Source organism: Amycolatopsis sp. NPDC059657, from assembly GCF_042734395.1.
GTDB lineage: Bacteria > Actinomycetota > Actinomycetes > Mycobacteriales > Pseudonocardiaceae > Amycolatopsis.
Map to the genome: position 1 here is coordinate 25,160 of NZ_JBHWEB010000065.1, position 12,630 is coordinate 37,789.

General features: G+C 68.2%; 10 protein-coding genes. 6 read left to right on the top strand and 4 right to left on the bottom strand.

The window, feature by feature from the left end; genetic code table 11:
* Positions 1–2 precede the first annotated feature (2 nt).
* On the bottom strand, positions 3–635 hold the full coding sequence (locus ACFV15_RS29875; protein WP_378354351.1) for a DUF305 domain-containing protein: 633 nt from the start codon (positions 633–635) through the stop codon (positions 3–5).
* A gap of 87 nt (positions 636–722) precedes the next feature.
* On the opposite strand from ACFV15_RS29875, the gene ACFV15_RS29880 reads away from it, so the two are divergent.
* Positions 723–2,150, top strand: coding sequence for an LVIVD repeat-containing protein (locus tag ACFV15_RS29880; RefSeq protein WP_378354352.1), 1,428 nt, complete (start codon positions 723–725; stop codon positions 2,148–2,150).
* A 58-nt stretch (positions 2,151–2,208) separates the two neighbouring features.
* On the opposite strand, the gene ACFV15_RS29885 is transcribed toward ACFV15_RS29880, so the two are convergent.
* From ACFV15_RS29885 to ACFV15_RS29895, 3 genes are read right to left on the bottom strand one after another with little or no spacing between them, the layout of a single operon-like run.
* Complete coding sequence (locus ACFV15_RS29885) at positions 2,209–3,780, bottom strand: glycoside hydrolase family 13 protein (protein WP_378354353.1); 1,572 nt, start codon at positions 3,778–3,780, stop codon at positions 2,209–2,211.
* A complete protein-coding gene (locus tag ACFV15_RS29890) occupies positions 3,780–4,169 on the bottom strand; it encodes a globin (RefSeq protein ID WP_176968751.1) in 390 nt (129 codons plus the stop codon). Before ACFV15_RS29890 ends, ACFV15_RS29885 begins: the two co-directional genes overlap by 1 nt.
* Entirely contained in the window at positions 4,166–5,230 is a 1,065-nt protein-coding gene (locus ACFV15_RS29895; protein WP_378354355.1) for a mechanosensitive ion channel family protein, read from the bottom strand. Before ACFV15_RS29895 ends, ACFV15_RS29890 begins: the two co-directional genes overlap by 4 nt.
* A gap of 386 nt (positions 5,231–5,616) precedes the next feature.
* On the opposite strand from ACFV15_RS29895, the gene ACFV15_RS29900 reads away from it, so the two are divergent.
* The 5 genes from ACFV15_RS29900 (at position 5,617) to ACFV15_RS29920 (ending at position 12,604) form a co-directional block, all read left to right on the top strand.
* Complete coding sequence (locus tag ACFV15_RS29900) at positions 5,617–6,117, top strand: HNH endonuclease (protein ID WP_091291826.1); 501 nt, start codon at positions 5,617–5,619, stop codon at positions 6,115–6,117.
* Positions 6,118–6,769: 652 nt separating this feature from the next.
* Positions 6,770–7,009, top strand: coding sequence for a hypothetical protein (locus ACFV15_RS29905; protein ID WP_378354357.1), 240 nt, complete (start codon positions 6,770–6,772; stop codon positions 7,007–7,009).
* Positions 6,996–7,478 carry a DUF5130 family protein gene (locus tag ACFV15_RS29910; protein WP_378354358.1) on the top strand — a complete coding sequence of 161 codons (483 nt, stop codon included), beginning with the start codon at positions 6,996–6,998 and terminating at the stop codon, positions 7,476–7,478. Before ACFV15_RS29905 ends, ACFV15_RS29910 begins: the two co-directional genes overlap by 14 nt.
* Before the next feature lie 156 nt (positions 7,479–7,634).
* Entirely contained in the window at positions 7,635–12,011 is a 4,377-nt protein-coding gene (locus ACFV15_RS29915) for a DUF6531 domain-containing protein (RefSeq protein ID WP_378354360.1), read from the top strand.
* 8 nt (positions 12,012–12,019) lie between these two features.
* Positions 12,020–12,604, top strand: coding sequence for a hypothetical protein (locus ACFV15_RS29920; RefSeq protein ID WP_378354361.1), 585 nt, complete (start codon positions 12,020–12,022; stop codon positions 12,602–12,604).
* The last annotated feature ends 26 nt before the right edge of the window (positions 12,605–12,630 follow it).

The window sequence follows — 12,630 nt, forward strand, 5'->3', positions numbered from 1 at the left end:
CCTCAGAACCGCAGCCGCATCGTCTTCATGCGCTCGATCTCCGCGCTCTGCCCGGTGACGACGTGCTGCGCCATCTCCTGGGCCTTCTGGTCGACCCCGTTGGCGAGCTGGCCGTCCGCCATGGTGAGCGCGCCCTGATGGTGCGCGATCATCAGGTCGAGGAACATCCGCTCGAAGTCCTTGCCGGTGGCCGCGCGCAGCGCGTCGAGCTGCGCCGGTGTCGCCATGCCCGGCATCGTGGCGTGATCATGCCCGTGTTCGTGCCCGGCACCGGGCACCGGCTGGCCCGCGTTCTTCAGCCAGTCCTTCATGAGCGTGACTTCGCCGTCCTGGGACACCGCGATCCGGCCTGCGAGTGAGCGCACCTGCTCATCCGATGACTTGGCCGCGACGAGGTCGGTCATGATCTTGGCCTGCTCGTGGTGCGGGATCATCATCGTCACGTAGTCGATGTCGGCCTGGTTGGGCTTCGTCTCGAACTTCTTCGCCTGCCCACCGGGGACGATCGTGCCAGGGTCACCGGGCTTTCCGGGCAGCACGACAGGGACGGTCGGCTCTGTTTCGGCGGGTGCGCCTGCACAGCCTGAGACGAGTGCCGCGGTCAGCAGCACGAGCCCGGCGAGACGATTCCTCATACTGAGACCCTCCCATAGTCGCTAGCCACCAAAAGGGTAAAGATCGGATAATCGCGGGGCAAAAGTGGTCGAGAGGAGATCCACATCGTGGGTAAGCCAGGTGGCGCTCGTCGTCTTACCAGGATTTTGACCCTGACGACCGCGGTCGCCGGACTCGCGTTGTCGAGTGCCGTCGCCGCGCCGGCGGGTATCGCCGAGGGAGCCATCCCCGGTGTCGACGAGATCGTGCACAGCCCGAATCTCCGTCAGCTCGCGAACCTCCCGCACCAGGCGCCGTTCACGTCGCCGGTCGGGACGGACATCGCGTTCACCAAGGACCACGCTATCGTCGGCAACTACGACGGCTTTGTGATCTACGACATCAAGAACCCGGCCAGGCCGAAGATCGTCAGCCAGGTGCTCTGCCCCGGCGGCCAGAACGACGTCTCGGTCTCGGGTGACCTGCTGTTCCTGTCGACGGACAGCTCACGCAGCGACAGCTCGTGCAACAGCGTCGCGCAGCCTGCTTCGGTCAAGGAGTCTTGGGAAGGCATCAAGGTCTTCAACATCAAGGACCTGGCCCACCCGAAGTACGTCGCGGCGGTCGAGACCGACTGCGGTTCGCACACGCACACGCTGGTGCCGGACAACAAGAGCCGCGACCTGTACCTGTACGTCTCGTCGTACTCGCCTGCCGCGAACCTGCCGGACTGCCTGCCGCCGCACGACAAGATCTCCATCGTGAAGGTCCCGGTCGACCACCCCGAGGCCTCGGCCGTGGTCGCGAAGCCGGTGCTCTTCCCGGACGGCGGCAACGCCGGTGGCCCGAACCCCGACGGCACCAACCGCTCGGCGACGACCGGCTGCCACGACCTCACCTCGTACCCGCAGAAGGACGTCATGGCGGGCGCGTGCATGGGTGACGGCATGCTCTGGGACATCAAGGACCGGCTCAACCCGCGGGTCCTGGACCGGGTGCAGGACACGAACTTCGCGTTCTGGCACAGCGCCACCTTCAACAACGCCGGCACGAAGGTGATCTTCACCGACGAGCTCGGCGGCGGTGGCATGGCGACCTGTCTCGCCAAGTTCGGGCCCACCCGTGGCGCCGACGGCATCTACGACATCAAGGGTCGCGGCGACAAGCGCAAGCTCGAGTTCAAGTCCTACTTCAAGATCCCGCGCCTGCAGGCCGAGAACGAGAACTGCGTGGCGCACAACGGGTCGCTGATCCCGACGCTGTTCGGCGACTACATGGTGCAGTCCTGGTACCAGGGCGGCGTCTCGGTGTGGGACTTCACCGACTCGGAGCACCCGAAGGAGATCGCGTTCTGGGAGCGTGGTCCGCTCGAAGCCACCGGGAACAAGACCGGCGGCACGTGGTCGGCGTACTACTACAACGGCTACATCTACTCGTCGGACATCGTGAAGGGTTTCGACGTGCTGGAGCTGCGTGACTGGCGTACCGCCACCGCGAAGCTCAACCACTACAACCAGTTCAACCCGCAGAGCCAGCCGCACTACGGCCTGTTCTGAGGTAAGACGCGATAAAGCCCGCTAAATCCCACGGGATCTAGCGGGCTTTATCGCGTTTCTAAGCCTTGACGAGCCAGGCTGACGAATCCGGCGGCAGCTTGCCGTCCACCAGCGGTGAGCTGGACAGCAGCACGTTCCCCGGCGGCAACGGAATCGGCGCCGCGCTCGTGTTGAGCGCGCAGATCAGCCCGCCAGGGCTGCGCCGGAACGCGAAGCACCCTGCGGGCGCGCCGTACCACTCGATCTCGTCGCCGCTGAACGCCGCGTGCTCGTGGCGCAGCTCAACGGCTTGGCGGTACAGCGAAAGCGTCGAATCCGGGTCCTCGAGCTGCTTCTCGATCGTCAACGCCGCCCACTCGGCAGGCATCGGCAGCCACGTCCGCGCGTTGCGGGAGAACCCGAACGGCACCACGTCGCCTTCCCACGGGATCGGCACGCGCGAGCGATCCCGGCTGTGCTCGGGACCGGCAGTTTTCGCACGCGGGTCCGCCATCGCTTCGGCCGGGACATCGACATTGCCGAGGCCGAGTTCCTCGCCGTTGTAGAGGTACACCGCACCTGGCAGCGCGAGCTCGACCAAGGCCATCGCCCTGGCACGCCGGACACCCTGTTCGCCGCCGCCGTAGCGGCTCACCTGACGCCACACGTCGTGGTTGGACAGGGCCCAGGTCGCCGGTGCGCCCGCGGCCCGCGGGACAGCCAGCGACCGCTCGATGGCCGCGTGCATCGCGTCGGCGTCGAAATGCGTCAGCACCAGCTTGAAGTTGAACGCCAGGTGCAGCTCGTCCGGCCGCAGGTACTTCGCGAGCCGTTCCTCGTCGCTGACCCAGAGTTCGCCGACCGCCATGGTGCCCGGGTACTCGTCGAGCACCTTGCGGATCATCTGGTGGATCTCGTGGACGCCGTCGTTGTCGAACCGGGGATCGTAGAACCCGGTCGCGACCATCGGCTGCGCACGCGGGTCCATGTCGGGCAGCCCGGCCGGTTTCGCCATGCCGTGCGCGACGTCGACGCGGAACCCGTCGACGCCTCGATCGAGCCAGAACCGCATTGTGCGCTCCAGATCGGCGTGCACCTCGGGGTTGGCCCAGTTGAGATCCGGCTGTTGCGGCGCGAACAGGTGCAGGTACCACTGGCCGTCGGGGACCCGCGTCCACGCCGGGCCGCCGAAGGAGCTGACCCAGTTGTTGGGCGGCCCGTCGTCCTTGCCGTCGCGGAAGATGTACCGGTCGCGCTCCGGGCTGCCGGGCCCGGCGGCCATCGCCGACTTGAACCAGGTGTGCGTGTTGCTGGTGTGGTTCGGCACCAGGTCGATGGTGACCTTGATGCCGCGCGCGTGCGCGTCGCCGATCAGCGCGTCGAAATCGGCCAGGTTGCCGAACAACGGGTCGACCGAGCGCGGGTCGGCGATGTCGTAGCCGTGGTCGGCCATCGGCGACGAGTAGAACGGCGTCAGCCAGATCGCGTCGACGCCGAGCAGTTCGAGATAGCCGAGCCTGCCGCGGATGCCTTCCAGGTCGCCGACCCCGTCACCGTCGGAGTCGGCGAACGACCGCACGTAGACCTGGTAGAAGACGGCTTCGCGCCACCACGCCTGTTCGTCTTGCGGCCCCCTGCCCGCGCGTCTCATCAGACGAAGCTGTTCATCATGCTGTGCGCCGCCATCTCCAGGTAAGCCCATAGCTGTGCCCGGTAGGGCTCTTCGACGCCGACCTCGTCGACCGCGATCCGGATGCAGCGCAGCCACGCGTCCCGCTCGATCGGGCCGATCTTGAACGGGTTGTGCCGCATCCGCAGCCTCGGGTGCCCGCGCTGGTCGGAGTAGGTGTGCGGGCCACCCCAGTACTGCATGAGGAACAGCCGGAAGCGCTCCTCGGCCGGGCCGAGGTCCTCCTCGGGGTACAGCGGCCGCAGCACCTCGTCGGCCGCGACCTCCTGGTAGAACCGCGCGACGATCGCGCGGAACGTCGGCTCGCCGCCGATCGCTTCGTACAGGCTCACTTCACCGGGAGAGGTCACGGGTTCATTGTCCCCTGTTCCTGGCGGGGCTGTCCGTCAGACTGCCCGGTGGTGTTCGACGGGCTCGGCGTCGCGACGGGCGCTTCGAGCACGGCGTGCGGCTTCGGGAACCGGCCCATCGGCGGCTCGAAACCGGCTTCCTCCAGCGCGCCCATGATCCGGGCACGTAGCGCGCGCTGCACGGCCCACTGCTGGCCAGGCCGGACCTTGGCGGTCACGCGCAGCGTGATCGCCTCCGGTGTGACGCTTTCCACACCGAGGATCTCCGGCTGCTCCAGCAGATCGGCCGCGACCGCCTCGGTCTCGGCCGCCGCGGTGGCGGCTTCGGCCAGCACGGCCGTGGCGCGGTCCAGGTCGACGTTGTACGCCAGCGGCAGGTCGACGACGGCGACCGCGAAGCCCTGGCTCGAGTTGCCGACGCGGAGCACCTCGCCGTTGCGCATGTACCAGACGGTGCCCTTGACGTCACGCAAAGTCGTGATCCGCAGGCCGACCGCCTCGACGGTGCCCGTCGCGCTGCCGAGGTCCACGACGTCGCCGACGCCGTACTGGTCCTCCAGCATCATGAAGATCCCGGACAGGAAGTCACGCACCAGGTTCTGCGCGCCGAAACCGATCGCGACGCCGACGACGCCCGCGGAGGCGATGATCGGGCCCAGGTTCACCCCGAGCTCGCCGACGATCAGGATGAACGCGAGCCCGTAGATGATGAAGGTGGACAACGACTTCAGCACCGAGCCGATGGTCTGCGCGCGCTGCCGCCTGCGCTCTATGACGGCGGGGCCGAGCACATCCGGCGCGCGCTCGCGCAACGGCCGCAGTAACGCGGGTAGCTTGCCGCCGTTGCTCTTCGGGATCGTGGTGAGCCGGTTGATCAGCCTGCGCACGAGCTTCAGCGAGATGAACGCGATGAGCAGGATGAACACGATCCGCAACGGCTTCGTCAACAGCCAGTCAGCGGAGCCGGCGAGCCATTCGTTGTGCGTGATGTTGAAGACCTGCGCGCACCAGGTGCTCTGGTCCTTGATGCACGGCGGGGCTTCAGCGAGCAGGAGCGTCACGAAGAGCAAATCCTTTTCCTGTGTATTTCGCGGCGGGAGTGCGCCCGCCGCCACGATAGCGGCCCGAGGTCCGATTCGCGTTCGGCGGAGTCCGTCATGCGTCGATCAAGGTACGGCCCGGTGACACGTCATTTAACACACGTGCACTTTGGGTGTGATCTGTGGTCGACTATGGCTGTACCGGTGGAGGTGGTCGAGTGCCAGACCGACAACCCATCCCCCTCGGCGCCCCGAGCCAAGCCATGGCCGGACCAGCGCCGGAGGTCGTCCTGAGTGCCCACAGCAGTGGGCCGGGAACACGGCCAGGGGGTGCAAACAGACCGCCCGGACAACGTAGAGGGCGGGAAACCATGCCCAACGGCGCTCCCTTGTGGGGGCGGCGCAGGGTGCTCCTACTGAATGCCACGTTCGAGCCACTGACCGCGCTCCCGCTGCGGCGGGCCGTGGTGCTGGTTCTCTGTGGCAAGGCCGAGGTCGTTCACGGTGACCCGGCCGGTTCGCTCCTGCACGCGGCGACGGTGTCGCTCCCCGTGCCCTCGGTCATCAGGCTCAGTACCTACGTGCGGGTCCCTTACCGCGCGAAGGTGCCGCTGACCAGGGCGGGACTCATGCACCGCGACCGCTACCGCTGCGCTTACTGCGGCGGAAGGGCGGAAACGATCGATCACGTGCAGCCACGCAGCCGGGGTGGACCCCACACCTGGCAGAACTGTGTCGCGTGCTGCGCGAGATGCAATCACAAGAAGGCGGATCACACGCTGGCCGAACTGGGCTGGCGGTTGCGGGTCGTGCCGCGTGCTCCGCACGGGCCGCATTGGCGGCTGCTCGCACATTCCACCGAGGCGGACCCGCTGTGGCGGCCGTACCTCGGTGCACCGGCGGCTTAAGCCCCCGGACATATCGGCGCCCCGGTCGCCTGAACAAGGCGGCCGGGGCGAGCCGGTCTGCTGCTCTTCTTCCTTCGGTCAGGAAGCGGTGACGCGCGTTCCCATGGTCACGCGGGTGCCCCGGGTGACCCGGGTACCGCGGGTGACGCGCGTGCCCGCCGTGACGCGGGTACCGCGGGTCACTCTGGTGCCGCGGGTGACCCGTGTCCCGTTCGTGACCCGGGTACCGCGGGTGACGCGTGTACCGCGAGTCACCCTTGTGCCGGCCGTCACACGTGTTCCGGGCTCGAAAATACCTTCAAGCAGTGACTGAACGTCGTCAAAAGTCGCCTGGGTGGGGGGCTGGACCTTGTGCATGATGCGTCCTCCTGAGACCGGTGCGTTACCAAATTGAGCATGGGGAGCGGGGCGCAAGGCCCGTACAGGTGAAAAAGCTACGAGGATTTCACCGCGCCGACAAGACAACAGCGACGGGTGCAGCCGCCTGTACGTTGAGTTGCAACCTTTCGCGCGCGCATGTTCGCCCCAAAGTGGGAGTCCGGGTCGCGCAAGCGGCGGACGGCCGGTCTGACGCGTCGAGCGGTCGACGAACTCACTCTCGCTAGTGCGGCGTGATCGGGTGGTCCATTCGGGTATCCGATACGCTGCGCGCGTGAACCTTGTCGAGACGATCGTGGTCTTCGTGGCGATCCCGGCGGCCATCTACTTCCTGTTCGGCGCACTGACGCTGCGCTCCAAGGGCGGCGGTACGCCGAGGTACCGGCCAGGGCAGCAGTGGGACTACCCGCCGCTGTGGTGGACCGCCAACCCCGAAGGCGTCGGCCACCACGCGACGGCCGCACCCGCCGAGAACACCCCGACCGTCAAGGGAGGCGCACGTGGCAACTGGTGAACTCGTGTCCCAGTCAGCGGACACCGAAGAACCCGGTTATGGCGTCGCCATTACGGCCACCGGACGGCGTTCTGTCGCCAAGATGTACGAACCGGTTGCTCCATCCGGCCCCTTCACGCCGCAGCAGCTTGCGCGACTCGACGAGGCGCTGACCTTCGCGAGCCGCGAGACCGGCCTCGACTTCAGCATCTACCTCGGCGAGCTCGGCTCGGACAGCCGCGAAGCCGCCGAGAAGCTGCACGAGTCGGTCGACAACCCCGGCAACGCGGTGCTCGTCGCCGTGTCGCCCGGTGAGCGCCTGATCGAGATCGTCACCGGCGGCATCGCCTTCCAGCGCCTGCCCGACCGCGGCGCCAAGCTGGCCACCGCGAGCATGGTCGCGTCCTTCAAGGAAGGCGACCTCGTCGGCGGTCTCGTCAACGCGCTGCGCATGCTCGCCGACCAGGCGGGCCCGGCGCCCAAGCACTGAGTTTCTCCCGTCGAAGGCCCCCTGCCGGTTTCCGGCAGGGGGCCTTCGCGTTGTCGGGGTAACCATAGGCTTGGCTAGGCCGAACGTCGCAACCTCGGGCGGTTGAGGAACCTCGTAAGCGTCACCAGCGTCGGTCCCTTGCGAAGGGGGCCTGCCATGCCTGACGGAAATCCGCTTGTGGCGCAAGCGAAGTCCCAGACGACGGGGATCACCGGGATCGGCATCGCCGAGTCCGCGGTCGATCTCGCGAACGGGGTCAAGGACGGCAGCTGGGTCGAGTCGGGCCTGGGCGCGGTCGGCGTCGGACTCGAGGCGCTCTCACTGGTCGTCGACCCGATCGGAACCTTGGCGCAGTACGGCGTCTCGTGGCTGATCGAGCATGTGCAGCCGCTCAAGGAGGCACTCGACTGGCTGGCGGGCGACCCGCCGGTGATCCAGTCGTTCTCCGACACCTGGGCGAACGTCTCCACCGAGGTCGCGGCGGTGGCGCAGGATTACCTGAACGAGGCCAAGAACGGCACCGCGGGCTGGGACGGCGCGGCAGCGGAGGCTTACCGGGCCACGGTCGCCGAGCAGTCCGACGCGCTGGCGGGCGCCGCGTCGCTGGCCGATGGCGTGTCCACCGGCGTGATGATCATGGGAACGGTCGTGTCCGCGGTCCGCGAGCTGGTGCGAGACCTCGTCGCCGAGCTCGTCGGCAAGCTGATCAGCTGGGCGCTGGAGGAGGCCTGCACACTCGGTTTCGCCACTCCGCTGGTCGCGGTCCAGGCGACCACGGCGATCACGAAGGCGATCAGCAAGGTGTCGGAGTTCATCCGCAAGCTGGTCAAGACCATCGGCAACGTGGCGCCGAAATTGCGCAAGATCATCGACAAGCTCGGCGAAATCATGGAGAAGCTCGCCAAGCTGGGCCGCAAGGCGGGCGGCAAGGGTGGCACGACACCGTCGGCCGCCAAGGCGGGCCCGAAAGCGGACGGGCCGAACCTCCATGAGCCCAAGGGCGGCGACACGCCGTCCAGTCCGGATGGCGTGGACGGGGTGGACGGCCCTGGCTCCTCGCCGAGCGGCAAGCCCAAGAGCGGCGACGGCAAGTCACCGTCCATGAAGGACAACGCGGACAACCCGAAGACCGACGCACGCGACACCGAGTGCACGCCGGGGTCCGGCGAACCGATCGACCTGGCGACCGGGCAGATGTACCTGGAGCAGTACGACATCGAGCTGGTCGGCACCTTGCCGCTCGACTTCGAGCGCACGCACTACTCCTCGTACCGGGTCGGCCGGTTCTTCGGCCCGTCCTGGTCCTCCACCCTCGATCAGCGGATCGAGATCGAGGACGACGCCGTCTATTTCGCCGATTCCGACGGCGCCAGGCTCGTCTACCCGCTGCCGCCCGATGGCGATGCGGCCGTGTTCGCCGAGTTCGGCGCGCGCTGGGCGTTGCGGCGGACGGCCGACGGTTACGCGATCGACCAGCCGGAGCGTGGGCGGACGCTGACCTTCACCGGGCACGCCGGGCTGGTCCCCATCGCGGCGATCACCGACCGCCATGGCAACCAGATCGCCTTCGACTACGACGAAAACGGCGCACCGACCGGGATCCGGCATTCCGGCGGCTATCGCATCGGCGTGGAGACGGCGGATCTGCTGGTGCGCAGGATGTGGCTGGAGGGCGACGAGCCGATCACCCTGATGCGCTACAGCTACGACGAGCAGCGGCGGCTGACCGAGGTGGTCAACTCCTCCGGCAGGGCACACCGGTTCCGCTACGACGCCTCAGGGCGGATCATCCGCTGGGAAGACCGCAACGGCGAGTGGTACGCGTACCACTATGACCACAAAGGACGATGCGTCCGCACCGAGGGATCCGGCGGTGCGATGGCCGGTTCTTGGTCCTATGACGAGGAAAACGCGGTCACCGTCTACACCGACTCGCGTGGCCACGCGTTCACCCACCACTTCAACGAGCTGTGGCAGGTCGTGCGGGAGATCGGGCCGCTCGGCGAGGAAACGCTGCAGGAATGGGACGACTACGACCGGCTGGTGTCGCGCACCGACCCGCTGGGCCGCCGGACCACCTGGGAACGCGACGACGCGGGCAACGTCGTGCGCATCACCCGCCCGGACCGCACCCAGGCGATGGCGGAGTACAACGAACTCGGGCTGCCGGTGGTCATCGTCGATCCCGACGGCGCGGTGTGGCGGCAGTCCTACGACGAAACGGGTTTCCTGGTCTCCTCGACCGATCCGCTCGGCGCGACGACGACTTATCAACGCAACGAGCGCGGGCAGACGATCGCGATCACCGATCCCACTGGCGGTACCCGCCGCGTGGAGCGGAACGCGGCCGGGCTCGCGGTCGCCGTCATCGACGCGCTGGGCGCGACGACCCGGTACGCGCGCGACCAGTTCGGCAGGGTCAGCGAAATCGCGCTGCCCACCGGCGGTGTCGAGCGGTTCACGTGGACGGTCGAGGGCAAGATGACCTCGCACACCCATCCGGACGGCACCGTCGAGCGCTGGCGCTACGACGGCGAGGGCAGCCCGGTCGAGCATGTCGACGTGCTGGGCAACGTCAGCCGGATCGAGACGACGCATTTCGACTTCCCGAGTTCGGAGGTCAGGCCGGACGGGTCGCGGCTGGCGTTCGAGTACGACACCGAGATGAACCTCGTCGCGGTGACCAACACCCAAGGCGAGGTCTGGCGCTACGACTACGACCCGGTGGGCAGGCTCGTCGCGGAAACGGACTTCGCGGGCCGCGCCACCCGGTACGAGCGCGATCTCGCCGGCCAGGTGACCGCGACGGTCAACGGCGCCGGCGAGCGCGTCGAGTACGTCCGGAACACGCTCGGCGAGATCATCGAGCGGCGTTCGGCGGACGGCACGATCGCGACCTACGAATTCGACCAGCGTGGACGGCTCGTGGCCGCGGCCAACGCGCACGCCGCCGTCACCTTCGAGCGTGACGTGCTCGGCCGGATCGTCGCCGAGACCGTGAACGGGCGCACCGTGCGCACCGAATACGACCTGGCGGGCAGGCGGGTTTCCCGCACCACGCCGACCGGGGCGGCCGAGCGGTGGACGTTCGACGCCGGCAGGCAGCCGGTCTCACTGCGCACCTCGGGGCGGACGATGTCCTTCGGCCATGACGCGGCCGAGCGTGAAGTCGAGCGGCTGCTCGACTCGGGTGCGATCATCGCGCAGTCATGGGACGCCTGCGATCGGCTGACCTCGCAGACGGTCTCGTCGGTGGCTTCGGACGTCCGGCGGGCGCAGGTCGTCCAGCGGCGCGAGTACCGCTACCGCGCCGATGGCGAAGTCCTCGCGATCGATGACCAGATCGGCGGCACGCGGCGGTTCGAGCTCGATCCGGCCGGCCGGATCACGGCGGCGCACGGGAACGGCTGGGCCGAGCGGTACGCCTACGACCAGTCGGGCAATATCACCGCGGCCGCGTGGCCGAGTCAGGACACGGACGCGCAAGGCACTCGCGCGTACGACGGGCCGCGGCTGCGCCAGGCGGGCAACGTCCACTACCGGTATGACGCGCAGGGCCGCGTCGTGATGAAGCAGCGGAAGCGGCTCTCCGCCAAACCCGATACCTGGCGGTATTCCTGGGATATCGAGGACCGCATGGTCGGTGTCGTGACGCCGGACGGCACCCAATGGCGCTATCTCTACGACCCGCTCGGCCGGCGGATCGCGAAGCAGCGGCTGGACGCCGCCGGGTCCGTCGCCGAGCAGGTCGCTTTCTGCTGGGCCGGTGAGCAACTGGTCGAGCAGACACACAGCGCGGGCCGGGCGATCACCTGGGCGCATCATCCCGAGAGCGGCAAGGTGCTGACGCAGACAGAGCGGGCGCGTCCGTCCCAGCAGTGGGTGGACGAGCAGTTCTACTCGATCGTGACCGATCTCGTCGGCACCCCGACCGAGCTGATCGACGCGGCCGGAAACCTGGCGTGGCACAAGCAAAGCACCGTGTGGGGGCAGGCGCTCGCCGCGCTGGGGCAGCGGGCGTACACGCCGTTGCGGTTCCCCGGCCAGTACCACGACGACGAGACCGGGCTCGACTACAACCACCACCGCTACTACGAACCGGAGACCGGCCGGTACTTCAGCGGCGACCCGCTCGGGTTGCTGCCGTCGCCCAATCCGGACGCCTACGTACCCAACCCGTTGACCTGGTCCGACCCGCTCGGCCTGGCCGCGAACCAGTCACGGCGGCGCAAACCGTGCCGCTGCGGCGAGATCCGCCCGGACGGCAGGCGCATCGGCATCGACGACGACTGTCCTGACTGGCGCAGCGCCGACGAAAATGCCAGCGTGGCGGCAGGCGAGCACAAGAACGCCAACCGGACCCAGGAAGGCGCCACGGACATGGGCCAGCACGGCGCCGCGTTCACCGCGGCCGCGCGAGGGTTGCGCGAGGAGGCGAAGACTCCCGGCCTGCTGCCGGAGGTCAAGGAAGCGCTGCTGGCGAAGGCCAAGAGGTATGACGCCAGGGCACGCGCCATCAACCACGCCGTTTAAGGAACTCGATGACCTCTCCGCGGGAGCTGATCAACAAAGCCGCAGGCCTTGCCTTCGGTGAGGAACGGGCCGCGTTGCTCGAGCGTGCGCTCGATGACGCGGACCCCGAGGCGCACGCGATCGCCGTCGCCATGCTCGCGCAGCAGTTCCCCGACCGGCTCGGCCAGGCGGTCTCGGCGGGTGCGGCGGCGATCGAGTCGGGAGCCGCGCCGGACTGGATCCGTGCTCACCTCGCGGAAGCCGCGATACTCGCGGGCGACGACGAGGCCGCGTTGCGCTTCGCCGGGGAGGTCGATCCGGGTTTCTTCCCGGCGAACGACCTCGCCTGGCGGGTGGTCCGCCTCAGCGAGATCAAGGCGATCGCGTTGCTCCGGCTGGGCCGTGCTGACGCGCTGGACGTCGTCGACGACCTGCTGGCCGACATCGTCCGTGGCGACGATGACGACGACCTTCCACCGCCGAGCCACCTCGTCCGGGTCGCGCTGACCCTCGGCGCGCGTCCCGTACTCGACCGCGTCGCCCAGTCGCTGGAGCTGGACGACTGGTTCCCGCCGAGCGTCGTCGCCGAGATCAGGGCCGCGCTGGGCTCGTGAAGCCCGAAAGTGGCTTTCGTCAGATC